22 protein-coding genes and 1 tRNA gene are annotated in these 23525 nt (G+C 64.1%); 6 read left to right on the forward strand and 17 right to left on the reverse strand.

Annotated features, from left to right (window positions below; genetic code table 11):
- The first annotated feature begins 45 nt into the window (after positions 1 to 45).
- Positions 46 to 534, forward strand: coding sequence for a pyridoxamine 5'-phosphate oxidase family protein (locus AAFN55_RS15550; protein ID WP_347799736.1), 489 nt, complete (start codon positions 46 to 48; stop codon positions 532 to 534).
- Here the strand turns inward: AAFN55_RS15550 and AAFN55_RS15555 are convergent.
- From AAFN55_RS15555 to AAFN55_RS15585, 7 genes are all read right to left on the reverse strand, one after another.
- Complete coding sequence (locus AAFN55_RS15555; protein ID WP_347799737.1) at positions 522 to 1427, reverse strand: carbohydrate kinase family protein; 906 nt, start codon at positions 1425 to 1427, stop codon at positions 522 to 524. The two genes, AAFN55_RS15550 and AAFN55_RS15555, sit on opposite strands and share 13 nt — an antisense overlap.
- 7 nt (positions 1428 to 1434) lie before the next feature.
- Positions 1435 to 2679, reverse strand: a complete 1245-nt coding sequence (locus tag AAFN55_RS15560; RefSeq protein WP_347799738.1) for a Gfo/Idh/MocA family oxidoreductase — start codon at positions 2677 to 2679, stop codon at positions 1435 to 1437.
- A gap of 18 nt (positions 2680 to 2697) precedes the next feature.
- On the reverse strand, positions 2698 to 3714 hold the full coding sequence (locus AAFN55_RS15565) for a LacI family DNA-binding transcriptional regulator (RefSeq protein ID WP_347799739.1): 1017 nt from the start codon (positions 3712 to 3714) through the stop codon (positions 2698 to 2700).
- Positions 3711 to 4700, reverse strand: a complete 990-nt coding sequence (locus tag AAFN55_RS15570) for an ABC transporter permease (RefSeq protein WP_347799740.1) — start codon at positions 4698 to 4700, stop codon at positions 3711 to 3713. Before AAFN55_RS15570 ends, AAFN55_RS15565 begins: the two co-directional genes overlap by 4 nt.
- A complete protein-coding gene (locus AAFN55_RS15575) occupies positions 4697 to 5680 on the reverse strand; it encodes an ABC transporter permease (RefSeq protein ID WP_347799741.1) in 984 nt (327 codons plus the stop codon). The genes AAFN55_RS15570 and AAFN55_RS15575 overlap by 4 nt, the downstream gene beginning before the upstream one ends.
- The gene (locus AAFN55_RS15580; RefSeq protein WP_347799742.1) at positions 5680 to 7182 is read right to left on the reverse strand and encodes a sugar ABC transporter ATP-binding protein; all 1503 of its coding nucleotides are present in this window, start codon (positions 7180 to 7182) and stop codon (positions 5680 to 5682) included. Before AAFN55_RS15580 ends, AAFN55_RS15575 begins: the two co-directional genes overlap by 1 nt.
- A gap of 77 nt (positions 7183 to 7259) precedes the next feature.
- A complete protein-coding gene (locus AAFN55_RS15585) occupies positions 7260 to 8282 on the reverse strand; it encodes a substrate-binding domain-containing protein (RefSeq protein WP_347799743.1) in 1023 nt (340 codons plus the stop codon).
- A gap of 386 nt (positions 8283 to 8668) precedes the next feature.
- Between AAFN55_RS15585 and AAFN55_RS15590 the strand changes: the two genes are divergently transcribed.
- Positions 8669 to 8824, forward strand: a complete 156-nt coding sequence (locus tag AAFN55_RS15590; protein ID WP_347799744.1) for a hypothetical protein — start codon at positions 8669 to 8671, stop codon at positions 8822 to 8824.
- A gap of 199 nt (positions 8825 to 9023) precedes the next feature.
- On the opposite strand, the gene ftsZ is transcribed toward AAFN55_RS15590, so the two are convergent.
- The 3 genes from ftsZ to AAFN55_RS15605 all read right to left on the reverse strand — a co-directional run bounded on the left by ftsZ (position 9024) and on the right by AAFN55_RS15605 (position 11474).
- Positions 9024 to 10058, reverse strand: a complete 1035-nt coding sequence (gene ftsZ, locus AAFN55_RS15595; RefSeq protein ID WP_347799745.1) for a cell division protein FtsZ — start codon at positions 10056 to 10058, stop codon at positions 9024 to 9026.
- A gap of 296 nt (positions 10059 to 10354) precedes the next feature.
- Positions 10355 to 10430, reverse strand: a tRNA-Lys gene (locus AAFN55_RS15600).
- A gap of 123 nt (positions 10431 to 10553) precedes the next feature.
- On the reverse strand, positions 10554 to 11474 hold the full coding sequence (locus AAFN55_RS15605) for a PhzF family phenazine biosynthesis protein (RefSeq protein WP_347799746.1): 921 nt from the start codon (positions 11472 to 11474) through the stop codon (positions 10554 to 10556).
- Positions 11475 to 11601: 127 nt separating this feature from the next.
- Between AAFN55_RS15605 and AAFN55_RS15610 the strand changes: the two genes are divergently transcribed.
- Genes AAFN55_RS15610 through AAFN55_RS15620 form a run of 3 tightly spaced genes read left to right on the forward strand, consistent with a single transcriptional unit; the run spans position 11602 to position 14840 of the window.
- Positions 11602 to 12906, forward strand: coding sequence for an efflux RND transporter periplasmic adaptor subunit (locus tag AAFN55_RS15610; protein ID WP_347799747.1), 1305 nt, complete (start codon positions 11602 to 11604; stop codon positions 12904 to 12906).
- Between the two features lie 18 nt (positions 12907 to 12924).
- Positions 12925 to 13632 carry an ABC transporter ATP-binding protein gene (locus AAFN55_RS15615; RefSeq protein ID WP_347800281.1) on the forward strand — a complete coding sequence of 236 codons (708 nt, stop codon included), beginning with the start codon at positions 12925 to 12927 and terminating at the stop codon, positions 13630 to 13632.
- Positions 13632 to 14840 carry an ABC transporter permease gene (locus AAFN55_RS15620; protein ID WP_347799748.1) on the forward strand — a complete coding sequence of 403 codons (1209 nt, stop codon included), beginning with the start codon at positions 13632 to 13634 and terminating at the stop codon, positions 14838 to 14840. The genes AAFN55_RS15615 and AAFN55_RS15620 overlap by 1 nt, the downstream gene beginning before the upstream one ends.
- Before the next feature lie 5 nt (positions 14841 to 14845).
- Here AAFN55_RS15620 and AAFN55_RS15625 read toward each other — a convergent pair whose 3' ends face one another.
- On the reverse strand, positions 14846 to 15568 hold the full coding sequence (locus AAFN55_RS15625) for an NUDIX domain-containing protein (RefSeq protein WP_347799749.1): 723 nt from the start codon (positions 15566 to 15568) through the stop codon (positions 14846 to 14848).
- Between the two features lie 2 nt (positions 15569 to 15570).
- Entirely contained in the window at positions 15571 to 16683 is a 1113-nt protein-coding gene (locus AAFN55_RS15630; protein WP_347799750.1) for an endonuclease/exonuclease/phosphatase family protein, read from the reverse strand.
- A gap of 193 nt (positions 16684 to 16876) precedes the next feature.
- On the opposite strand from AAFN55_RS15630, the gene AAFN55_RS15635 reads away from it, so the two are divergent.
- Complete coding sequence (locus AAFN55_RS15635; RefSeq protein WP_347799751.1) at positions 16877 to 17380, forward strand: BA14K family protein; 504 nt, start codon at positions 16877 to 16879, stop codon at positions 17378 to 17380.
- A gap of 68 nt (positions 17381 to 17448) precedes the next feature.
- Here AAFN55_RS15635 and AAFN55_RS15640 read toward each other — a convergent pair whose 3' ends face one another.
- The 5 genes from AAFN55_RS15640 to AAFN55_RS15660 form a co-directional block, all read right to left on the reverse strand.
- Positions 17449 to 18102, reverse strand: coding sequence for a class I SAM-dependent methyltransferase (locus AAFN55_RS15640; RefSeq protein ID WP_347799752.1), 654 nt, complete (start codon positions 18100 to 18102; stop codon positions 17449 to 17451).
- Positions 18103 to 18401: 299 nt separating this feature from the next.
- The gene (ilvC, locus tag AAFN55_RS15645) at positions 18402 to 19421 is read right to left on the reverse strand and encodes a ketol-acid reductoisomerase (RefSeq protein ID WP_347799753.1); all 1020 of its coding nucleotides are present in this window, start codon (positions 19419 to 19421) and stop codon (positions 18402 to 18404) included.
- 22 nt (positions 19422 to 19443) lie between these two features.
- Complete coding sequence (locus AAFN55_RS15650) at positions 19444 to 20103, reverse strand: TetR/AcrR family transcriptional regulator C-terminal domain-containing protein (RefSeq protein ID WP_347799754.1); 660 nt, start codon at positions 20101 to 20103, stop codon at positions 19444 to 19446.
- 103 nt (positions 20104 to 20206) lie between these two features.
- Positions 20207 to 21481, reverse strand: a complete 1275-nt coding sequence (locus AAFN55_RS15655; protein ID WP_347799755.1) for an NAD(P)/FAD-dependent oxidoreductase — start codon at positions 21479 to 21481, stop codon at positions 20207 to 20209.
- Positions 21482 to 21543: 62 nt separating this feature from the next.
- Entirely contained in the window at positions 21544 to 23475 is a 1932-nt protein-coding gene (locus AAFN55_RS15660; RefSeq protein ID WP_347799756.1) for a potassium transporter Kup, read from the reverse strand.
- Between the last annotated feature and the right edge of the window lie 50 nt (positions 23476 to 23525).

Genomic DNA, 23525 nt, shown 5'->3' on the forward strand with positions numbered 1-23525 from the left:
TTGAGTTCTCGAAGGGCCACTTGGAAGGACCTAGGAGACACCCCTATGAACACGCTCGAAGTCGACCAGTTCTGGAGCGATTTGAAATCGTTCGAGATGTGCATGCTCGTCACGCGCGACACCAATTTCATGCGATCGCGGCCCATGAAGGCTCATTTCATCGACGATGACGGGACGGTGCGGTTCCTGACATCGATCGACGCCCACAAGGTGGATGAGATCGCCGCGCACCCCGTGGCAAACCTCGTTTTCGTCAAACCCGATGACAATAGCTGGATATCCGTATCCGGCGCCGTGCGTATTTCCGTCGATCGGCCTGACGTCGATATGCTCTGGGACGAGGCCGCAAGCAGTTGGATGCCGGCCGGAAAGGACGAGGCCGCCGTGCTCATCGTCGAGCCGGACATCGCCGAATACTGGTCGTACCCGGAAAGCGAACTGCGCGCGAAATGGGAGCTGCTCAAGGGAGAACTGACCGGCGTGCCGCCAGACCTTGGCGACCATCAGAAAGTGCGCCTCGATCAGGCGTCGTAGCGGCGCGGGAATGTCGAGAGCGCGCTTGAAGCCGCACGCACGCCGCGTGCGGCGGCTTCCGCGAGGTCGGCATCCTCACTCAGCGCGGCAAGAAACGCCGCGTTGAACGTGTCGCCTGCGCCGACCGTATCGACCACCTCGACCTCCGGCGCTTCGATCGATCGAACACGGTCGCCCGCGAGGATACGGACGCCGTCCGCGCCGCATTTCACGACGATGATCTTGGCCGGAGCGAGGCTCAAAAACAGCGTGTCGAGTGCGGCTTCGAGCTGTTCGGCATCGACTATGCCCATCGCCTCCTCGGCATTGATCAACGAGAAATCGGCCTCATTCATCCATGTTTGCATCTGCGCCCGGTTTCGTGCGGTCCAGCCGCCAGTCGGCCAGCCGGGATCGATCGCGACAGTCCAGCCAAGACGTTTCAGCGCAGCAATCAACTCCGAAGTGCCGGTTTCGATCTCGGGCATGAGGAATCCGCCGGAGATGATCGCGAAATTCTTCTCACCGGGCGCTGCCGGAAGCCGCTGGACTAGGTCGTCCAGCCGCGACTGATGGAGGTGCCCCGTGGTCGTGAAGAAGGCGCGGTCGCCGCCTGCGTGCACGATCCCGACCGTGACGGTCGTGGCCACGTCCATCGCGATCCACGTCGAGAACTGGCCGTCGAACTGCGCCGACAGCCAGTCGCCCATCATATCCGCGCCGACACCCGCAATCAGCCGGTGCGGTACGCCAAGCCCGGACAATGCAAGAGCCGTGTTGCCCGCCGAGCCCCCTGCCCGCATCTCGCTGCGCGGCAGGATCACCTCGGTGCCGACGGCAGGCCAGCCATCGACCTCGCCCATCACGAGATCGACATTGACATTGCCGAGAACCAGGATGCGTTCACCACTCATTGGTCGATCAGGCACCCACGCGCGCCACCCGCGGCACGTAGTCTTCGAGCTCGGGAGCCGGAAAGCGCACGGTTTCGCCGGTTTCGGCCGAACGGTAGAGCCCGATCAGCATCTCGACGACTGCGAGGCCGTCATGGAAGGTCTCAAGCGGTATCTCGCCCTTGCGGAAGCATTCGACCATGTGGCGGTTTTCGTCGGTGTAGCCGTAGACGCCCGCCTCGTCTTCGAGGACGGGCATGAGGCCCTGCTCGGCATTCTGCTTCTCGACAAGGTCTTCGCCTTCCGATCCTGTCACTTCGCGCGACATGAAAACCTTCAGGCCCGTCGCCAGCGAATTGAATTCCATCGCATATTCCGGCCCGAGAAGTTCGAGCTGGATACGCAGGCCGGCTCCGACATAGGCCCACGACGTCGATGCCTCGATGATCAGTTCGTTGCCGTCCTCGTCCTCCAGCGCGATCGTCGCCCGCGCGAAATCCTCGGACGGACGGTTGCGGTAATCGACATCCGAGCCGAAGCGCTTGCGAAGCTGGTCGGCATAGTGCGGGCGCGTCCATTTGAGATGCGCGACGGTTCCGCTGACCGACTTCACGGTCAGCGAGTTGCGCGGTGCGCCCGGCGCGGTCAGGAGGTGCCGGCCGACCTCGACCGAGTGGCACATCATGTCGGACAGCACACCGCCGCCCTGCTTGTCGCCCTGCCAGAACCAAGCCTCGTGCGGGCCGGAATGTTCCTCGGCCGCGCGCGCCAGATAGGGCCTGCCGGTCGTCGACGCACCGCGTCGCCAGATGATCTCCTTACCGCGCATGACCGGCGTGCAGAACACCTGGTTCTCCAGATAGCCGTGATTGAGCCCCGCATCCTCGGCGAGCCGCAGCATCTCGCGTGCTTCGGAAATCGTCCGCGCCAAAGGCTTCTCGCAAGCCACCGCGAACACCGTCGATCGCCCGGCCTTCACCTCGGCGTGGATCGTGCGCATGACGTCGAGACGCGTATAGTTCGGCGAGAGAATCCAGATCGCGTCGACGTCGCCGGCCTGGCAGAGGCTTTCCAGAGTCTCATGCGTCGTGCAGGTGCCGAGGCCGAGTTCAGCGACGAGACCTGCAATCCGGTCGCGCTTTGCGGCGCTGCGGCTATGGACACCGGTCACCACGACATTGCGCACGCCCAGCATCGAGCGCAGGTGAAACTCGGCGATGAAGCCGGTCCCGACCAATCCGACGCGCAGCGTGTCCCTGGGTTGAAAGCTCATCCTGCTACTCCATGAATGCTAGGTGATGCGTGGTGCTGCGGCCGAGCCGCGTATCTGCAAAGCGGTCGCCATCTCGATGCGCGGCGCGCTGCGCGCCTCGCCGGACAGAACGTCGAGCAGAAGCTCCATGGCCTTCTGCCCGATCTCCGTGCGCGGCTGGCTGACCGTGGTGAGCGGCGGATGGAACGCCTGGCTCAGGAACAGGTCGTCGAAGCCCACCACGGAGACATCGCGCGGAACATCGAGCCCCATGCGCCGCAATTCGTTGATGACGCCGAACGCCATCTCGTCGTTTGCGACGAAGATCGCGGTCGGCGGCTTCGGCAGCGCAAACAGGTCGCGACAGAGCCGTTCGCCGGTGTTGAGAAGATAGTCGCCCAGTTGCTCGTAGCCGTCCGGCACGTCGAGGCCGGCGGCAGCCATCGCGCCGCGATAGCCGTCGCGGCGGCGTATGCTCATGATTTCCGGCACAGGCCCGCTGATATGCGCGATCCGGCGATGCCCGAGCCCGATCAGGTGCTCGACCGCCTCCCGCGCCGCGCGCTCATTGTCGATCATCACGTGCGGAAAGCTGCTGCCGATGACCTCCTCGAGCGCGACCACTACGGGCTGGCCGCGCGCGCGCTCGGCCAGAACCTCGTTCTGCGGCAGCTTGCCGGTCATCAGGATCATGCCGTCGGCATGGCCGTCGCGCAGCATGTCGAAATACTCGACCTCGCGCTCGGGATTGTTCTCGGTGTTGCCCATGAGGACAGAGTAGCCCGCGCGCCGCGCGGTCGATTCCACACCTTTGAGAATGTCGAGATAGAACGGGTTGCCGACGTCGCGCACGACCATAAGCACCGACATCGAGCGTTGCGTGCGCAGATTGCGGGCGGACACGTTCGGGCGATAATCGAGCTTCTGCGCGACTTCCCGAATACGCGAAAGCGTCGGTTCCGCGACAAGGCCGGAATCGGACAGCGCGCGCGAGACCGTCGCGGGCGACACGCCGACCTCGACCGCGATATCCTTGATCCTGGCGCGGCTCGTCATCCCCGCATCGCCTTCCCGCGGCCATAGAAGAGCATCAGCACGAGCAGCGTCGCGCCAAAGATCATCTGCCGGCCGGATTCATCGATGTTGAGCGTGGTCAGGATGCTTTGCAGGACGATCAGCAGCACCGCGCCCGCCATCGTTCCGGTATAGCCGCCCTTGCCGCCGGCCAGCGGCGTGCCGCCGAGCACCACGGCGATGATCGACGGCAGCATGTAGCTTTCGCCGACATTGGCGAAGGACGACCCGGAGTAGCCCAGCAGGCACATGCCGGCAATCGCCGCGAACATGCCGGAGAGCACGAACAGCGACACGCGAACCGTGCGCACCGGCACGCCGGCCATGTGGGCCGCCTGCTCGTTGGAGCCGATCGCGTAGATGCGGTATCCGAAGACCGTTCGCTTGAGCAGGAACGCCATCAGGATACCGATCGCGATCCAGAGCCAGATGATCCCCGGCAGGCCGAACAGGAAGGGCTGGGTGACGAACTGGGAGAGACCGGGTGCGGCGCGGCCGGACGGAATGCCCTGGCGAATGACCACCAGTAGCCCCTGCAACACGCCCAGCATGCCGAGCGTCATGACCAGGGGCGGAATACGCAGAAGCGTGACGCCAAGCCCGTTGGCCAGCCCGACGACGCCACCCACCGCCAGGCAGGCGAGGATCGCCGGCACGATGCCGCTATCCTGCCCGCTCATCAGATTGCCGGCGACGATCGCCGACAGCGACACCACGCCGCCGACCGACAGGTCGATGCCTTCGCGCCCGCCGAGGATGACGAGGTTCTGGCCGGCGGCGACGATGCCGAGCAGGGCTGCCACGATTGACAGACGCAGCACCTGTTGCAGCGAGGCGAAGCCCGGCGATAGCGCCTCACCGAGCGCGAGCAGCGCCACGATCAGGACGAGCGCCACCACGATGGGGTTCTTGACGATATCCATCAGCGGAAAGGATCGGGCGGTTTGCGACGTCGTGGTCGTGCTCATCGCGAAACCCTCCGGCTCACGAAGATGCCGGCCATCAGCGCGACGAGGATCGAGAGGCCCTGCACGAGGTTCTGCCACTCGGACGGCGTGCCGACGAAGAAGACCAGCGAGTTGATCAGCCCGATGATCAGCGCGCCGACCAGCGAACCGACGACCGTTCCCGAGCCGCCGGACAATGCGCTGCCGCCAAGAACGACCGCCGCGACGCTGAAAAGCGTCATCTTGCCGCCGACCAGCGGATCGCCGCTCGCCGTGTCGCCGGTGATGCACAGCGCGGCCAAGGCGGCGAACATCCCGCACAGGATGTAGCCCTTGATGCGGATCGCCGTCACCGGCAGACCGCTCTGGAACGCCGCCTGCGCGTCGTCGCCCACCGCGAGCAGTTGCGTCGTCAATCGCGTTCGCACAAGCACGACAAGCAGGAGGGCGAGAACCGCCACGACCCAGAAAACGAACGGGATGTCGAGGATCCGCCCACCATAGGTACGCCAGAAGGCGGCCGGCGCCGGCGTCCCCGCCACCGGCAGCACATAAAGCGCCAGTCCCGTAAAGAAGATGGAGGTCGCAAACGTAGCGACGATGGCCTGAAGCCTGAGCGCCGCGACCACGATGCCGTTCACCAGCCCGCATGCGATGCCCGTCAGGATACCGACCGCACAGGCGGCAAGCACCATGCCCGCGCCTCCGCCCCAGCGCTCCATGAGGACGATGATGACGCAATTGACCAGCGATACGATCGCTCCAGCCGACAGGTCGATGTCGCCCGCGAGCACGACATAGGTTTGCGCGATCGCCAGCATCATCAGCGCGAGATAGGTGCTGACGAGCCCGGTCACCGAGCGAAAGCCAAGGCTGTTGGGCTCGAACCAGCCATTGAGCGCGATGAGCACGACAAGAATTGCGATCGCCGGAATGAACGGCAGGCGCTCGATCGTCGCCGCAAGGCCTTGCCGGCGTGAGGGTTGCATAGCGGTCGTCATCAGGCGGCCTCGTAGGCGGCTTCGTAGAGATTGAAGCGGGTCCGGTCGCTGCCGGTCAATTCACGCGTCACGACGCCCGAATTGAAGACGAGGATGCGGTCGGCATTGTTGAGCAGTTCCGCGTCTTCGGACGAGTAGAGCACGATCCCCATGCCTTCGGCGGCAAGCGTGCGCACAAGCGCGAAGAGGTCGGATTTCGCCTGCAGGTCGATGCCCTTGGTGGGGTCATCGAGCAGGAGAATGTCCGGCCGATCGATCAGCCAGCGGGCGATGACGATCTTCTGCTGGTTGCCGCCCGACAGCGAGTTGATCGGATGGTCGATGGTCTGGAACTTGGTCTTAAGCGCCGCCAACGGCCCCTTCGCCTTCTCCTTCAGCGCGGTCGGCCGCACCAGCTTGAGGCCGTTGCGCAGGAAATGGATCGGCGTGACGTTCTCCAGGATCGGACGCCCCTGGATGATGCCGTTGCGGCTGCGGTCGCCCGAAACATAAGCGAGCCCGTTGGCGATGGCCTCGCGCGGCGAAGACGACGTCGAGCGCCTGCCGTTGATGGCAACCGCGCCTGACATATGCGGCAACGCGCCGAAGAGCGCGCGCAGGACCGATGACTGGCCCTGACCGTGCAGCCCACCCAGGCCAAGGATTTCGCCGCGCGCCACCTCGAAGGAAATGTCGCGGAACCCGACGCCGGTCAGGCCCTTGACGGAAAACACGGACGGCGCATCGACCGCGTTTGCCTGCGGCGCGACGGATGGCGTTGCGAGTTCGTCCTGCTCGCCCACCATCTGGCGAATGATCGCCGGCGGGTCGGTTTCTGCGATGGTGGACGTCGCGACCGTCTCGCCGTCACGAATGACGGTCACGCGATCACCGAGCGCGAAGATTTCGTCCATGCGATGCGAGATGAAGACGATCGCACGGCCCTCAGCCTTCAGACGGTTCAGGATTTCGAAGAATCGTTCCACCTGCGCGCGGTCGAGCGCCGATGTCGGCTCGTCGAAGATGAGGATCGGCGCTTCGGTTGCGAGCGCCTTCATGATCTCGACGAGTTGGCGCTGGTCGGCGCGCAGCTTGTAGACCGGCGTATCGGCCGAAAACCCCTCGCCCGAAACGCCGTCGAACTCGGCGATATAGGCTGCCGCCCGGTCACGCAGCGCTGCGCGATCGACGAAGACGCCACCTGTCGTTGGCATCGCCGGAAGCAGGATGTTCTCGGCGACCGTGCGTCGCGCCGACAGGCTGAGCTCCTGATAGAAGATGCCGATTCCCATGGCGCGCGAGGCCTGGGGGCCGGCGATGGTGATCGGCGTGCCGTTGAGGATGACCTCGCCTGCATCGGGCTTCACCGATCCGGCGACGATCTTGCACAGCGTGCTCTTGCCCGACCCGTTGGAGCCGATCAGCACATGCACTTCGCCGCCCTTGAGGTCGAAATCTCCGCGTCGCAGCGCCAGCGTCGCGCCATAGGCTTTGCGCGCGCCGCGTATCAACAGCTCGGTCATCGGCGCCACCGTTCAATGTTTTGCGGGTCAAGGGCGGCGCGCTCCGGCAATCGGAGCGTGCCGCCCTTGGGAGGGTCCTACTTGAAGAGCGCTTCCGCGTCGTCGATCGAAAGCTCGCTGGTGTAGGAATAGTGCCCAGGCTTGCCCTCGACCTGCGCCGCAGCCTCGGCCAGGTTGGAGGAGTCGATGAACGGAATAGGCAGGTACATCGCGTTCTTGTACTGGCCGGCCGTTGCGGGCTCCTTGAGCTCACGCCCATCGAGCATCAACACGGCGACGTTCAGCGCCGACGCCATCACGCCGGGAGGGTTCACCGACGCGCCCGAATTGAGCTTGTCCGCCGTCCAGAGGTCGATGAAGTCCTTGCGGATTTCGCCGGTCGCCGCGATATCGCCGGCCTTGCCGGCATCGATGATCGACTTCCATGCGCCCGCGGCCATGCCATCCTGCACCCAGACACCGCTGACATCGGGATAGGTCGCCAGAATGTTCTGCATGGCCTGCTGGCCCTGCGCCTGATCCCAGTTCGCATTGACCTCGTTGACGACTTCGATGTCCGGATGCTTCTCGAACACCGAACGATAACCGGCGACACGCATTTCATTGGCCGGATGGCCCGCGACGCCGTTGATCGCGACGACCTTGCCCTTGCCGTCGAGCGTCTTTGCAAGCCACTCCGCGCCGGCGGCGCCCCATGCAGTCTGGTCGATGCCGACATAAAGCGCGTCGGGCGACGACACTTCCGCATCGGTCGAGATCACCAGGATGCCGGCTTCCTTCGCCTGCGCGAAAACCGGATCGAACGCGGTCGGGCTGTTCGGATTGATGATGATCGCATCGACGCCCTGGCTGATGAAGTTGCGGACATGCGCGATCTGGCCGGGCACGTCGACATTGGCGCTCTGCACCACGACCTTGACCGTATGGCCCTTTTCTTCCCACGCTGCCGCGGCGGCCTGGGCCTCCTCGATCATCTGGGTGCGCCACTCCGAGCCGACCCAGCCATTCGACAGGCCGATGGTGAACTCTTCGGCCTGCGCAACGCCGGCCGACATGGCGAGCGCCGCAACGGACGCCGCGACTATAGACAATCTAGACATTGAATTCCTCCCTAACAGCAAGATGAAATCGATTGTATCGGCAATGAAATCGATTTCAATAGGGGCTCGAAGGCTTTTTGTTGTGCGGCGCAGCAATGACGCATCGCTCGGCAAACGACTCTGCCGGCTTAAAATATGGGCATGGGGCATACATGCGGATGAGAACGCGAGCCGGGCGGGACAGAAGCTCGTCTGCCGTTTCGTTGGCCAGGGCGAGAAGCCGGAGAAATCTGCCCTGTTCTCCCTACCGCCGGGTCCGGCTGACGCGGCCCACGCTCTCGAAGCCAGAACTGGCGCGGGACGCGAATGTTCCAGCTCAACTCAGCCGGTTGCGACACTCTCTTCGCGGATGTTGAGCGGCAGCCGACCGTCCGCTACCCTGGCTCATGATCAAACTCCGAACAGCCCTGGTTCTGATTACGCTCCTGACCATCCAGGGATGCGGCACGGGCGGCATGACGCGGGCGATGCAGCCCGTGGTCGATGGCTTCGAGCGCGGGGAACGCGTGTCCCAGGACATCCGCCAGAAAAAAGATGAATGATCGGCGGAACCATTGGGCGGGTGAAGTGTTGTGCGCCGGGTCGCTCTGCTTAACCCAAGCCCCCCGCCCAAGTGGGGCGACCCAAACTCCCCAGCATCATATGTGTCGGAATGCACCCCGGAGGCCTGACGCATCAGTCCCGCGCTGCTCGGACGTGCCGGCGGAAACGCGGCGTGTCCCGCCGGAAGGAACAGCCCTTCTACTGGAGAATTCTGTTGCCCACGAAACCTTGCGCGCCGTCGGATTGATCCATCAAGCGGTTTGACATCGAGGGATCGTCCAGTCCCGTCGCGACGACGGAGACCCGGAATTTGCCCTGCAATTGCTTGTCGAAGATCGCGCCGACGATGATGTCGGCCTCGTCGGACACCTCACCGCGAATCCGCGTGGCGGCCTCGTCGACTTCGAACAACGTCATGTCCATGCCGCCCGATATCGAGACGAGCACGCCCCGCGCGCCCCTCATCGAGGTCTCGTCCAGAAGCGGGTTGGCGATCGCGGCTTCGGCGGCGTTGATCGCACGCCCCTCGCCCGATGCCTCGCCCGTCCCCATCATGGCCCGGCCCATGCCCTTCATGATGGATTTCACGTCGGCGAAATCGAGGTTGATCAGGCCTTCCTTGACGATCAGATCGGTGATGCATCCGACGCCCGAATAGAGCACCCGGTCGGCGATGACGAACGCATCGGCGAACGTCGTCTTGGCGTCCGCGATCCGGAACAGGTTCTGGTTGGGAATGACGATGACCGTGTCCGCGCATTGGCGCAGGCGCTCGACACCCTCTTCGGCCATTTTCATGCGCCGATTGCCTTCGAAGGTGAACGGCTTGGTCACGACGCCGACCGTCAGGATGCCGGCCTGGCGCGCCGCCTGGGCGATGATGGGTGCGGCACCCGTGCCGGTGCCTCCGCCCATGCCCGCGGTCACGAAGCACATATGCGTGCCCGCGAGGTGGTCCATGATCTCATCGATGGATTCTTCCGCCGCCGCCATGCCGATTTCCGGCAGGGAGCCTGCGCCGAGGCCCTCGGTGACGTGAGCGCCGAGTTGGATCAGCTTCGTCGCCTTGGACATGGCGAGCGCCTGCGCATCGGTGTTGGCGACGACGAATTCCGCGCCCTGCAGGTTCTCGGCAATCATGTTGTTCACGGCATTGCCGCCGCCGCCGCCCACGCCGATGACGGTGATCTTGGGCCGCATCTCGCTGATGACGGGCTTCTTGATGTCGATCATGCCTTTGCTCCTGTTCAACAGCTCCCCCGGATCATTATGCGACAGCAGTTCGGATCGGCTGTGAGGGCTGGACGCACGCGCGAATCAGGCTGCGTCAGTCACCCCCGTAGAAGCCAGAGTGTTGCCGAGGGTGCAAGCCTGAGAACCAGCCACGATAGCTTGTCTGGCTCTCACAAATTGTCTCGCAAGGGAGAGAGTGATCGAGGCAGTCCGCGAGGGAACCGACGTAAAGGGGACTGTAAAACAGGTCCCGGATCGCAAAAACGATACCAAAAAAGCCTGCCAAGTCGTTGAAATGGTGGGTGATGTAGGGATCGAACCTACGACCCGCTGATTAAGAGTCAGCTGCTCTACCAACTGAGCTAATCACCCGCCGGGCAGAAGTCCGTGAGGACCGCCGCAAGAGGAGGCCCCTATAGCCGCTCAATTTCGCAGTGTCCAGCGCGAAACGGCAGCTTTGCGAATTTATCCGGCTCATGCATGGTTGTCGTAACGTCAGGACAAAAGCGCACCCGCCGCGACCTTTACCGCGTTTCCGCCGATGCGCGCGGCGCTGACCGCAAGCTGCCGGATGTCGAGCTCCAGCCGGATGTGCGACGGACGGCCCATCTCGATACCCTGCTCTATCCAGCATTGATGCGCACCGTCGCGCGGTTCGTCGAAGAAGGCGATCGCGCCGGAGAAGGCGGCGGCGGCCGAGCCCGTCGCCGGATCCTCGTAGGTCGGCGGGCCCGGCACGAACATGCGCGCATGGAAGGCGCTCGTGTGATGCAGCGTTTCCCGGCAGTAGAGATAGGCGCAGGCGGGGTTGCCGTCGGCGCGGCGCGGGGCAAGGTCCAGCCAGGCCTGCCCGTCGAAACGAACCCGTGCCATCGCCTCGATGCCGGAAACGGGCACCGTCAGATACGGAACACCGGCCGACCAGAGGCTTGGACGATGATTCTCGAAGCCGATCTCGTGCGGGCCCAGACCGATCGCAGCCGCGATCGCCTCATTGTCCGGCACATATTCGAGCGACTGCGACAGTTGCGGCAGATCGAATTCCGCGAACGCCACGCCGTCTTCGTGGCTCACCACGCAACGCACGTCACCGATCTTTTCTTCGAGAACCAGGAGGGAAGCGGCGTCATTGCCGACCCCATCCCCGTTCCGCTCGGCAAGCGCGATGGCCGTTCCGACTGTGGGATGCCCCGCAAAGGGCAGTTCGTATTTCGGCGTGAAGATGCGAAGGGCTGCGGCATGTCCCGGCCGCGCCGGCGGTGACACGAACACCGTCTCGGACAGGTTGAACTCCGCCGCGATCGCCTGCATGGCGCCATCGTCGAGGCCGTCCGCGTCGAGCACGATTGCCAGCGGGTTTCCGGCCAGCCGCTCGCGCGTGAAGACGTCGTAGATCACGTAGTTTCGCTCACCCATCCGGTGCCTCATTCCTCTGCAACCATGGCGCGCGGCTCAACATGGCCAAACTTTAATTTGATCTCCGCGCTCAGATACATGATGTGTCGTGTGTAGGGATTTTTGAAGACCAAGGCTGCGCGGACGGATGGACCAGATCGTCGAACGCCCCGCGAAGGCGAAATTCGCGTCTCCCGAACCCATCGAGCAGGCGCTGGCGCTTGACGCCGCCGGAAAGCCCAGACGCGCACGCCGCCGCTGGCCGCTCGTCGTCGCGCTGCTTGCCACCGTCGCGGTCGGCATAGGCGCATGGCAGTGGAACGCGTCGGCGACACCGCCGGTCTCCTATCGCACTCTGCCGGTGGAAACCGGCCAGCTCACCGTCGAGGTCTCGGCAACGGGCACGCTCGCTCCCCTCACCCAGGTGGACGTGTCGAGCGAATTGTCGGGCGTGGTGCGCTCGGTTTCCGTCGATGAGAACCAGCGCGTTTCCACCGGCGACATCCTGGCCGAACTCGACACCACGCGCATCCGCGCCCAGGTCGAGCGGGCTCAGGCGAATGTCAGCGCCGCCGATGCGCGCGTCGCAGATGCCAACGTGACACTTAAAGAAACCGAGCAGGCGCTTGCGCGCACGCAGCAGCTTTCCGGCCGCGGCATGGTCGCCGATCAGGCGCTGGAAACGGCATCCGCCGCCCGCGACAGGGCCGCGAGCGCCGTATCCATCGCGCAGGCCAATCTCGAAGTCGCCGTCGCCGACCTGAAACTGCAGGAAGCCGATCTCGCCAAGAGCACGATCTATGCGCCGATCGACGGCATCGTGCTGACGCGCTCCGTGAACCCCGGCCAGACGGTCGCATCGTCGATGTCCGCGCCGGTTCTCTTCGTGATCGCCGAAAACCTCGAAACGATGGAACTGAAGGCTGCCGTCGACGAGGCGGATATCGGCTCGGTCCAGCCCGGTCAGGAGGCGCGTTTCACCGTCGATGCCTTCCCGGAACGCCGGTTCGATGCGGAAATCCGCGACGTCGCCTTTGCATCCGTGGTGACGGAGGGCGTCGTGACCTATCAGGCGCGGCTCAATGTCGACAACGCGGAGCTCCTGCTGCGCCCCGGCATGACCGCGACGGTCGACATCATCACGCGCGAGGCCGACGGCGTCCTTCTCGCGCCCGCCGCAGCCTTCCGCTACAGCCCGCCGCCCGCGACGCGACAGGGCGGCTGGTCGTTGCAGGCCCTTTTCATGCCGCAGAGGCCACGCATGGGCATGGGCGGCCGCTCGGGCGGATCGTCGAGAGCGCGCGGCGGCGAAGGACGACCCGTCTACGTGCTGCGCGACGGGCAGCCGCAGGAGGTGCGCGTCACCACCGGCGCGACCGATGGCGATTTCGTCGAAATCCTGTCCGGCCTTTCGGACGGCGATCAGGTGATCGTCGGCTCGTCGCAGCGTTGAGCGGGCGATGGCATGAACATGACCGTCGACCCACCGCTTCTGACCTTCACCGATGTCTGGAAGACCTATGGCGCCGGCGAGACGCAGGTCAACGCGCTCGCAGGCGTGAACCTGACCATCCGGCGCGGCGAGTTCGTCGCGATCATGGGGCCGTCCGGCTCCGGCAAGTCGACCTCGATGAACATCATCGGATGCCTCGATACGCCCACCAGCGGCGTCTACGGCTTTCTCGGCATCGATGCGGGTGCGCTCGACAGGTCGCGCCGCGCGATGCTGCGCAATCGCTATATCGGCTTCGTTTTCCAGGGCTACAATCTGCTGCCGCGTACGACGGCGGCCGAGAATGTCGAGCTGCCGCTGGTCTATCGCGGCGTGCCGGCGCGTGAGCGGCGCGCGCTCGCGATGGAGGCGTTGGCGCAGGTCGGGCTCACGGGCCGTGAGAGCCACACGCCCGCCGAACTCTCGGGCGGCCAGCAGCAGCGCGTGGCGATCGCGCGCGCCATCGTCACGCGGCCGACCCTCCTCGTCGCCGACGAGCCGACCGGCAATCTCGACACGGCGCGCAGCCATGAAATCATGGACCTGTTGACCCGCCTCAATGTCGAGAGCGGCCTGACCGTCGTCATGGTCACGCATGAGGCCGACATCGCAGCCTACGCCGATCGCACGATCTCGTTCCTCGATGGGCATATCGAGGCCGACACGTTGGCCGTGGAGGTCGCGTGATGTTTTTCGAAACGGTCAGCCTCGCACTGCGCTCGGTGACACGAAACGCACTCCGGTCGTTCCTCACATTGCTCGGCATCGTGATCGGCGTCGCCGCCGTCATCGCGATGATCACGATCGGCTCGGGAACGACGGAAAAGGTCAAGCAGGACATCGCCAAGCTCGGCAGCAACCTGCTGATCGTTCAGGCGGCGCGCCCGATGCGCGGCGGCACGACCAATTTCACGCCCCGCCAGCTTGGCGAACGCGATCTCGATGGGCTGTTTGAAAACCTGGAGAATGTGAAAGCCGTATCCGCCGCCTCGCAGCGCACTGTTCGCGTGGTCTATGGCGCGGACAACACCTCGGCGCAGGTCACGGGCGCGGATCCCGAATATTTCACCGCACGCGACTGGACGATCGCACTCGGCCGCGCCTTCACGGATTCCGAAACGCGCGGCGGCGCGAATGTCTGCCTCGTCGGCGAGACCGTGCGCAGCCAGTTCTTCGGCACAGGCAATCCGGTCGACGCCTCCATCCGTGTCAACAAGATGAGCTGCCGCGTCATCGGGGTTCTGGAAGCCAAGGGAACGGCCGGTTTCGGACAGGATCAGGACAACATCGTCGTGATGCCGCTCACCACGTTCCAGCGCCGCATTGCCGGCGATCGCGACATCGACATGATCTATGTCGCCGCACAGGACGGCATATCGACGGCCGCTGTCCTCTCCGACGTCGAGGACATCCTGCGCCAGACGCGCCGCATCACGCCCGACCAGGAGGACAATTTCACCGTCCGCGACATGACCCAGATCGCCGATGCGATGACCAGCACCACGACGGTCATGACCGGCATGCTGGGGGCGCTCGCCGGCGTCAGCCTGCTCGTCGGCGGCATCGGCATCATGAACATCATGCTCGTGTCGGTGACGGAGCGAACGCGCGAGATCGGCATCAGGCTGGCGATCGGCGCGCATGAAAAGCACATCCTCGTGCAGTTTCTCGTCGAGGCGACGGTCCTGTCGCTTCTGGGCGGACTGATCGGCATCGTGCTTGGACTGTCGCTCGCCGGCATCGCAACAATGGCGCTCGCGATACCGTTCGTGCCGAGCCTGTCGGTCATTGTGCTGGCGGTCGGCTTTTCAGCCGCGATCGGCATGGTGTTCGGCTTTTTCCCGGCATTGCGCGGCGCGCGTCTCGATCCCATCGACGCGCTGAGACACGAATAGATCCCTCAGCGTTCCGGCGGATTGGAGAAATGCCACGCGATCAGGTCGGGCATTTGTTGCGCGAGACGGTCCGGCAGGTCGCTCGGGCTCCGGATGATCACCGGACCTTCGATCTCGGGATCGTCCTCCGCCGCGACGTGACGGCGTATATCCTCGGCCAACTCGTCGGCACTGCGGTCCAGAAAATAGCGGCGGAAGACGACCGTGCCCGTTGTCTTCGAAACGGCATGATACTGGCGTTCGTGCGGCACGCCCGACAGATCGATACCTGTCTCCTCGATCACCTCGCGACGCATATTGGCTTCGAGGTCTGCCTTGCCGTCCGGAAAGTCGACCGGCTCGAACGAGCCCGCCGCGAAGTAGACGGTGCCCGCATTGACCGTCGAGGGCCCCATACGGATCGCCACCAGCGCGTTGTCGGAGCTCACCAGCATTGCATGCGTATAAGCGTGTCCGGCGCCGGGGATGGGACGCAGGGACCGCCAGTAGAGAAACGTCGCGTAACGCACGATGTGGCAGCGCCCGACCAGATCGTCGCCGCGTAGCGAAAGGCTTGAGAGAAGCGCCACCTCGCCGTCGAACAGGGCCGGGTTCGCCGCCTTGGCGACCTCCCAATGCGCCTCGATCGCCGAGACATTGGCTGCGGCGAAGGGGTGCGGCGATGGATCGAGCACGACCGACACGTCGCCCACGGCAAACACCCGGTCTGTCGGAAGATCGAATTGCATTGTCACGCGATATCCAGTTCGACGACGACGGGACAGTGATCCGACGCCTTCGGCCGATCCCAGCCGACCCGCGGAAAGCGCTCGACCTCCTGCCCTTTCGGAAATGGCGTCCTGAAGGGCTGCCCGTTTCGGACGATCTCCGGTATCGCCGTCGCGTTGCGGCTTGCCAGCCCCTTCGACGCCAGGATGTAGTCGAGCTGGCACAGATGCCGCTCCTGCGGGCCGCGTGTGTGGTAGAGCGTCCAGCGATCCATCTCGGGCCGCCGTTCCACAAGGTTCTCGCAAAACCCGCCGGCGGTCAGGACATCGAGCGACGAGCGCGTCTCCCGCACCGGCTGGTATGCGAAGCCTTCGAAGGCATCGCCGGTGATGACGACACGCTCGCGATAGTCGTTGAAGTCGCCGCAGATCGCCCAGCGCTTGTCGGATGCATGGTCGTGGCCGAACCGGTCCTCGATGATCCGCCGCACGGCCGCCGCTTCGGCGAAACGGACCGGCATCGTCGCCTCGCGTCCATCGAGACCGTTGCGCGGACTGCCCATCGACTTGAAATGCACGCAATAGAGCGTGAACGGCTTGCCCGCGATCTTGAGGTCGAGTTCGAGGCAATCGCGTCGAAAAATCCGCTCGTTGGGCATTTCGCCGACGGCTTCCAGTTCCGGCACGTGAAGGTTCAGGTCGGCATAGGTCAGATGCGCATGGCTCTGCATGCGCACCACCTCGATGGGCTGGCCGTGTCGCGTCTGCTCGCGCACCATGACCGCGACGTCGATCCCGCGCGTATCGTTGCCGGTGGTGGTGAACTTCTCGCGGTAGCCATGGCCGATCATCTTGAAAAGGTAGCCATATTCGAAAGCGCGAAGCGCCTCGATGTTGTCGACTTCCTGAAGGCACAGGATGTCCGCGCGGGTGGCGGCGATCGCAAGCGCGGAGAGCTGCCGCGCATCGTCGGTATGTGCGATCGTGCGCGCGCGTTCCAGCAGCCTGTACTCGGCCTCGTCCTGGATATCGTAGAGCGCGAGAACGCGATCCTGATGAAGCTGGTTCCGGAAGCCGGAGAAGTCGAACCTGTTCATGAGGTTTTCGACGTTGAAGGTGGCGAGGCGCAAGGACATGACACACGTTTGAACCGCGATCTGTCCGATTGCAAGAACGTCCGCCACCCGGGCCCTCGCAAGGGACGCAACAAAAAGCGCCGGAACGCGTTTACCCTGTATTCATCGAGCGTTCATCCGCCCTCAGCGATAGTGCCTTCATGCGTGGTTGGGACTTTGGCTTGGCGGATAATCCTGATCCGAGGAGAATGACATGAAAGCCTTATTGAAATCTCTGGCGGTCCTGGGCTCTCTCGCTCTCGGGCTGACCTTTTCAGTATCCGGGGTAAACGCAGCCGGGCCTGCGGGTGCCATGTCCGCACCGGCAGTTTCGGGCGGTATCGTGCATCAAATTCAGGGCAGTGACGGCCAGGCGCAAGTATATCTGGACCGTGAACGCGGCCGCGGCTGGGACCGGGATGACCGGCGATGGGATCGCGGGGACAGGCGCTGGGATCGTGACCGGTACGACCGCAGGTGGCACCGGGATCGCTATGATCGCCGGTATTATCGTTCGCGGCCTAACGTCTACTTCGAGTTCAACGCCGGTCCGCGTTATGTCGAGCCGCGCCGCGTCTACCGGCCGGCGCCGCGCTACAGCCTGTCGCAGGCGCACTACAACTGGTGCAGCAATCGCTACCGGTCGTATCGCGCCTACGACAACTCGTTCCAGCCGTACAACGGTCCGCGCCAGGCGTGCTACTCGCCTTATAGCTGATCGATCCAGAACAACGCGAAAGGCCGGCATCACGCCGGCCTTTTTCGTTCAGCGCCAATCGGCCGGTTCTATTTGTATCCGATCGCCTTCACCTGGCTGATCGCCGTCCGTGCGCGGCCATTCGCGACACACAGCCAGTGCATCGCCGATTTCGGCAGAACGCGGTTGAACATCCACCAATAAGGCGGCCAGCGGTGATGCACCGGCTGTGCCTCTATGCGCGCGAAACCGCCACGCTTGAGAAGGTTGCCCAAATTGCTCGGCGACCATGTGAAGAGGTGATAGTTCCGGTCGTCGCTCCGGTATCGCATCTTGAAGGATTCGTTCGGCGTCACGATCACCACCTTGCCGCCCGGCCGCAGTTTGGAACGCATCGCCTTGATGACGCCCAGCGGATCGTCGACATGCTCCAGCGCGTGGTGGGAGATGATGACGTCGGCCCAGTCGTCCTCGACATCGCCAAGCCCGCCGACGATCGTGAGGCCTTTGCTCCGGGCGAGAGCCACCGATGCGGGGTTGATCTCGACGCCGATTTTCTCGCGCGCGTTCAACGCGCCGAGGATGAACCCGCCGCCGCAACCGAAATCCACGACCCGGTCGGTCGGCTTGATCTCGTTCTCGAACTTGAACAGATCGATTTCCGCGGATACCCGCGCCGCATCCTTCGTCAGGTCGAGATAGGAAGTGTCGTAGTGGGCATTCACGTCCGACTGCACGCTCATTCGTCAAGCACTCCGCCTCGCCACGCGCCCGCCGACTGTACGGACCCTTGTGGATTAGCATGCATGCATGGACGTGAGAGCGCCGCTTTCAGGCTTAGACCACCGTCGAATTGGGTATCGATGCCTGGGCAGAAATGCAGAACACCCGGAGCAAGCCCCGGGTGTTGAATGTTATTGGCCTTTGGAAGGGCGGCAGGCTGGCTAGTTCTTCGCCTTGTCGACCAACTGGTTCTTGGGGATTCCCCGCGCGCCGCAGGGCAAAGCCCTAGGACGCGCAGAGAAAGGAGACGTGGATCGCCTTAGTTCTTTGCCTTGTCGACAAGCTGGTTCTTGGCGATCCATGGCATCATGCCGCGCAGCTTCGCACCGACTTCTTCGATCTGGTGCGAGTCGTTCATGCGGCGGATGCCCTTGAAGCGAGAAGCGCCCGAACGGTATTCCTGCATCCAGTCGGAGGTGAACTTGCCGGTCTGAATGTCCTTCAGAACGCGCTTCATCTCGGCCTTGGTCTCGGCGGTGATGATACGCGGGCCCGAGACATACTCGCCCCATTCGGCGGTGTTCGAGATCGAGTAGTTCATGTTGGCGATGCCGCCTTCATAGATCAGGTCGACGATCAGCTTCACTTCGTGCAGGCACTCGAAATAGGCCATTTCGGGCGCGTAGCCACCCTCGACCAGCGTCTCGAAACCGGCGCGGATCAGTTCGACCAGACCGCCGCACAGGACGACCTGCTCGCCGAACAGATCGGTCTCGCACTCTTCCTTGAAGTTGGTCTCGATGATGCCAGAACGGCCGCCGCCGACGCCGCAGGCGTAGGACAGGCCGAGGTCGAGCGCATTGCCCGAAGCGTCCTGATGAACGGCCACGAGGCAAGGCACGCCGCCGCCCTTCTGGTATTCGCCACGCACCGTGTGGCCAGGACCTTTCGGCGCGACCATAAGAACGTCGACGGTCTTCTTCGGCTCGATCAGGCCGAAATGCACGTTGAGGCCGTGGGCGAAAGCGATGGCAGCGCCGTCACGGATGTTCGGCGCGATCTCGTCGCGGTAGATGTCGGCCTGCAGTTCGTCAGGCGTCGCCATCATCATCAGGTCGGCCCACTTGGCAGCCTCTGCAACCGTCATGACCTTGAGGCCGTCTGCCTCGACCTTCTTGGCGGTTGCCGAGCCGGCCTTGAGCGCGACGGCGAGTTCCTTGGCGCCCGAATCCTTGAGGTTGAGCGCGTGCGCCCTGCCCTGCGAACCGTAGCCGATGATGGCGACCTTCTTGCCCTTGATCAGATTGAGATCAGCGTCACGATCGTAATAAACACGCATTTCGAGCTTCCTTCCCTTGAGTTTACGCGGTGCCGGACGATGCCGGCGGTTTTTGTGCTCCGTAGAGAGCGAAGAACTGCTGCGTCGCGCGCGCGGCATCCCGCGCGATCTCGGCATCAGTCATGTCGAGCCGGTCGCCCAGCAAGAGCCTGATCTGAACGTCGCGGCCGACCAGACCGAAAAAGGTCCGGAACGCCGCTTCCGTGTCGTCGAAGTCGAGAAGCCCTGCCTCGCGGGCTGCATCCAGCAGCGGCTTGAGCCGTTCGCCGATCGCGAACCGCCCGTTTGCAAGCACGATCTGGCCGAGATTGCTCTTGGCAGAGGCGGCATGCGTCACCGCCACGCGGTTGAGCGCGATGGAGGTGCGGCTGGAAATCACCTTGAGCCAGTTGGCGCCGAACCGATCGAGGCTCTCGCGCAGTGCGGCGGCATCCAGCTTCTGCCGGTCGAAATTGCCGGCGCGGACCTTGGACGCCTGCCACTGCACCGTTGCGGTCAGCAGGCCCTCACGGTCCCCGAACCATTTGTAGAGCGTTTCCTTGGAGCAACTCGCGCGCTGGGCGACGGCATTCATGGTCAGCGCGTCACGCCCCTCGACCAGCAATTCGAGCACGACGTCCAGCACCTCGCCCTGTCGGGGCGTGGGGGCATCGTCACGTTCGTGGTCGAGTGCGTCTTGCACGTTTTGCTCGTCGACTTGGGTCGGGGCACGGCATCGGCAATGCCGTACCGTACGTTACGGTTCGGTTGATTACACAGTCCGGGCGAGGATTGCAACGCTCAATTCAGAGGGTGGAGACCGCCATGTCACAGGAGCGCACCGTCTCCAATCGCTGCCAGTCGGTTTCAGCGATCCCGATGCGGGAGAACGGATCGACGATCGTACCCGCAACCATCGCAGCCAGCAGTTGCGGCGCGGGGGGAACCTTCGCAACGGTGGCGACGATCCGGTCCCGGACGAAGGGCAACAGCACCGAATCGGATTGGTAGAACGGCGTGAACGCGGCCGAGAGCGCCTGGAAGATCCGCACATGCCGGCGGCGCGACCGCACGTAGGCATCGAGGGCCGTCGCAACGTCCGCGCTCGTGTCCACCGCATGCGCCAGCGCCGCGGCGTCGAGCAACGCCATATTCGCCCCCTGCCCCAATTGCGGGCTGGTCGAATGCGCGGCGTCGCCGATGATCGCGAGGCGCGGGCCGGCGGGAACCTTGAGTGTATGGTGGCCGTAACGCGCGAGCGTGAGTTGGTCGAAACTCTCGATCTGGTCGAGATAAGGGGCCACGGCAGGCCAGAAACCCGCGACGCGCGTCTTCCAGGCGTCAAGGCCGCCACGGATCACCGCCTCTGCATCGTTCGATTTGAGGCTCCAGAAGAACGCAGCCTGTTCGCGTCCGTCCGGCCGGTCCCTACCGATCGGCAATACGCCGATCATCACGCTCGCGCGTTGATAGCGCTGGACCAGCGCGTGCGGATCGAAATCGTCGCCACCAGCCCAACCGAGCGTCGCCCAGAACGCGCCATAGCTGAGGTCGCGCCTGCGGGGCGCTTGCCGCGCGAATGCCGCGAGCTTGGATCGCGACCCGCTCGCATCGACCACGAGATCGAACGAGCCAATAGCCCGCGCTTCAGGCCCGATGAGCGTGGCACGGCCGCTGCCCACCCCAAGAGCATCCACATCGACGCCCGTCACGATCGCGATGCCTTCAGCCTCGACCGCGCGGTGAAGGACGCCGAACAAAGCGGCACGATGGACCGCCACGCCGAACCGCCCCTTCTTCTGCGCATCGTAGCGCACGTCCAGGACAGCGCGCCCGCTGACGCTATCGGCGCCGAACAGGCGATCGATCCGGCTCCCGAGCGCCGCGATCTCGTCGAAGAGACCAAGCGCGCCCAGCACGGAAAGACCGGTCGGCTGGAGAATCAGTCCCGAGCCCAGCGGCTTTGCCGCCCCGAACCGCTCGAAGATCGTGACCCGATGACCTGCGCGGTGCAGGAACAGCGCGGCCGCCAACCCGGCGGGTCCCGCACCCACGATTGCAATGTCCAGTCTTTGCGCCATCTGGTTGCTCCCCGGACGGCACTATGCCCGGCGACGCCATGCTTTCAATGGGCCTGTTTGTCTCAGATGCTGACCTGCGTGCCGATCTCGACGACGCGGCCCGTCGGTACCTGGAAGTAGGCGCTGGCATCCGTCGCGTTGCGCGCGAGACCGATGAAGAGCTTGTTTTGCCAATGCGGCATGCCCGAATGGCTCGATCCCCTCAGATGCCGGCGCGAAACGAAGAACGACGTCGACATGATGTCGAACTTCCAGCCCTTTTTCCTGCACACGGCAAGCGCCTTCGGCACGTTGGGCTGTTCCATATAGCCGAATTTCAGGTCCACCCGCATGAAGAGATGGTTGATCTCCGTGATCGTCGCCCGGTCCGCCTCAGGGACATAGGGATTCTCGGTCGTCACGACCGAGAGGATCACGTTCTTCTCGTGCAGCACATGGTAGTGCTTGAGGCTGTGCATCAGGGCGGTGGGCGCGCTCGCCGGATCGCTGGTCAGGAAGACCGCCGTCCCGCTGACGAGCGTCGGAGGCTTCCGCGCCAGATTGTCGGTCAGGACCGCGAGGGGCACCTCGGTCTTGCGCGTCTTGTGGAAGAGAAGCCGGCTTCCCTTGCGCCATGTCAACATGATCACCGTGAGCGCCAGCGCGACCGCGATCGAGACCCAGCCACCATCAGCGATCTTTTGCGCGTTGGCCCACAGGAAGGTCGCATCGAGCACGATGAACGGGATGACGATGAGCGCCGCCAGCCAGACGGGCCGCTTCCAGATCTTCCAGATGACGAAGTGAAGAAGCAGCGCGGTGACGAGCATCTCGCCGGTCACCGAAATGCCGTAGGCGGACGCCAGCGCAGCGGACGTGCCGAATTCGAGGACGAGGATCACCACGCCGATCAGCAGCATGGCATTCACCTGCGGCATGTAGATCTGGCCGGACTGCGTTTCCGAGGTGTGCTGCACTTCGAGACGCGGCAGCAATTGAAGCTGGATCGCCTGGCGCGTCAGGGAAAACGCGCCCGTGATGACCGCCTGGCTGGCGATGACGGTCGCGACGGTGGCCAGGATGACCATCGGAAGCGTCGCCCAGGTGGGAACCATCTCGAACAGCGGCTGGCCGACCGGCCCCGCGTGCGACAGCACATAGGCGCCCTGCCCGAAATAATTCAGGACCAGCGCGGGGAACACCAGCGAGAACCAGGCGATGACGATCGGCCGCCGCCCGAAATGGCCGAGATCGGCATAGATCGCCTCCGCACCCGTGACCGCGAGAAATGCCGCGCCCATGACGACCAGCGCCACGCCGCTGTGCTCGAACAGGAACGAGACCGCCAGAACCGGATTGATCGCGGCGAGAACCGACGGATCGTCCGCGATGTAGTAGAGGCCGGTCGCTCCGAGCGTAACGAACCAGATCGCCGTGATCGGCCCGAACACGGTCGCCACACGAGCGGTTCCAAGCCGCTGGACGGCGAAGAGACTGACGAGGATCGCCAGTGTGATGGCCACGACATAGTCGGAGAAGGCCGGTGTCACGACCTCCAGCCCCTCGACGGCGGACAGCACGGAGATGGCCGGCGTAATGATCGCATCGCCATAAAAGAGCGCCGCGCCGAGCATGCCGAGCAGCATGATCGTCGAGGTGTAGCGGCCCGCATCGCGGCGCGCGAGCGCCATCAGGGACAGCGTTCCGCCCTCGCCTTGATTGTCCGCCCGCAGGACGAACAGGACGTATTTTACGGAAACGATCAGCGTCAGGGACCAGACGATGATCGACAGAACCCCCAGCACCTCGTCCTCTGCGGGCGGGCGATTACCAGCGACGGCGCGGATTGCTTCGCGCAGCGCATAGATCGGGCTCGTTCCGATGTCACCATAGACGACGCCGATAGCACCCAGGGAGAGTGCTGCGGTCGATTGTGTTGTCTTCAAATGGGGATCTTGGCCGCTCTGCGCGGCCAACGGCTCGGCGTCGGCGGAACCCTGTGGACTTGCTTCCATCACACTGCCCTCCTTTGAAGGACGGGCGGGTATCTACGCCTGTTGCAGTG

This window comes from Mesorhizobium sp. CAU 1732 (assembly GCF_039888675.1).
GTDB lineage: Bacteria > Pseudomonadota > Alphaproteobacteria > Rhizobiales > Rhizobiaceae > Aerobium.

Coding starts and splice junctions, on each gene's coding strand:
- ilvC (WP_347799753.1), bottom strand. CDS start 19,421: ATGCGTGTTTATTACGATCGTGACGCTGATCTCAATCTGATCAAGGGC.
- AAFN55_RS15550 (WP_347799736.1), top strand. CDS start 46: ATGAACACGCTCGAAGTCGACCAGTTCTGGAGCGATTTGAAATCGTTC.
- AAFN55_RS15610 (WP_347799747.1), top strand. CDS start 11,602: ATGGACCAGATCGTCGAACGCCCCGCGAAGGCGAAATTCGCGTCTCCC.
- AAFN55_RS15640 (WP_347799752.1), bottom strand. CDS start 18,102: ATGAGCGTGCAGTCGGACGTGAATGCCCACTACGACACTTCCTATCTC.
- AAFN55_RS15570 (WP_347799740.1), bottom strand. CDS start 4,700: ATGAGCACGACCACGACGTCGCAAACCGCCCGATCCTTTCCGCTGATG.
- AAFN55_RS15585 (WP_347799743.1), bottom strand. CDS start 8,282: ATGTCTAGATTGTCTATAGTCGCGGCGTCCGTTGCGGCGCTCGCCATG.
- AAFN55_RS15575 (WP_347799741.1), bottom strand. CDS start 5,680: ATGACGACCGCTATGCAACCCTCACGCCGGCAAGGCCTTGCGGCGACG.
- AAFN55_RS15655 (WP_347799755.1), bottom strand. CDS start 21,481: ATGGCGCAAAGACTGGACATTGCAATCGTGGGTGCGGGACCCGCCGGG.
- AAFN55_RS15605 (WP_347799746.1), bottom strand. CDS start 11,474: ATGGGTGAGCGAAACTACGTGATCTACGACGTCTTCACGCGCGAGCGG.
- AAFN55_RS15625 (WP_347799749.1), bottom strand. CDS start 15,568: ATGCAATTCGATCTTCCGACAGACCGGGTGTTTGCCGTGGGCGACGTG.
- ftsZ (WP_347799745.1), bottom strand. CDS start 10,058: ATGATCGACATCAAGAAGCCCGTCATCAGCGAGATGCGGCCCAAGATC.
- AAFN55_RS15590 (WP_347799744.1), top strand. CDS start 8,669: ATGATCAAACTCCGAACAGCCCTGGTTCTGATTACGCTCCTGACCATC.
- AAFN55_RS15635 (WP_347799751.1), top strand. CDS start 16,877: ATGAAAGCCTTATTGAAATCTCTGGCGGTCCTGGGCTCTCTCGCTCTC.
- AAFN55_RS15560 (WP_347799738.1), bottom strand. CDS start 2,679: ATGAGCTTTCAACCCAGGGACACGCTGCGCGTCGGATTGGTCGGGACC.
- AAFN55_RS15555 (WP_347799737.1), bottom strand. CDS start 1,427: ATGAGTGGTGAACGCATCCTGGTTCTCGGCAATGTCAATGTCGATCTC.
- AAFN55_RS15615 (WP_347800281.1), top strand. CDS start 12,925: ATGACCGTCGACCCACCGCTTCTGACCTTCACCGATGTCTGGAAGACC.
- AAFN55_RS15580 (WP_347799742.1), bottom strand. CDS start 7,182: ATGACCGAGCTGTTGATACGCGGCGCGCGCAAAGCCTATGGCGCGACG.
- AAFN55_RS15620 (WP_347799748.1), top strand. CDS start 13,632: ATGTTTTTCGAAACGGTCAGCCTCGCACTGCGCTCGGTGACACGAAAC.
- AAFN55_RS15660 (WP_347799756.1), bottom strand. CDS start 23,475: ATGGAAGCAAGTCCACAGGGTTCCGCCGACGCCGAGCCGTTGGCCGCG.
- AAFN55_RS15565 (WP_347799739.1), bottom strand. CDS start 3,714: ATGACGAGCCGCGCCAGGATCAAGGATATCGCGGTCGAGGTCGGCGTG.
- AAFN55_RS15630 (WP_347799750.1), bottom strand. CDS start 16,683: ATGTCCTTGCGCCTCGCCACCTTCAACGTCGAAAACCTCATGAACAGG.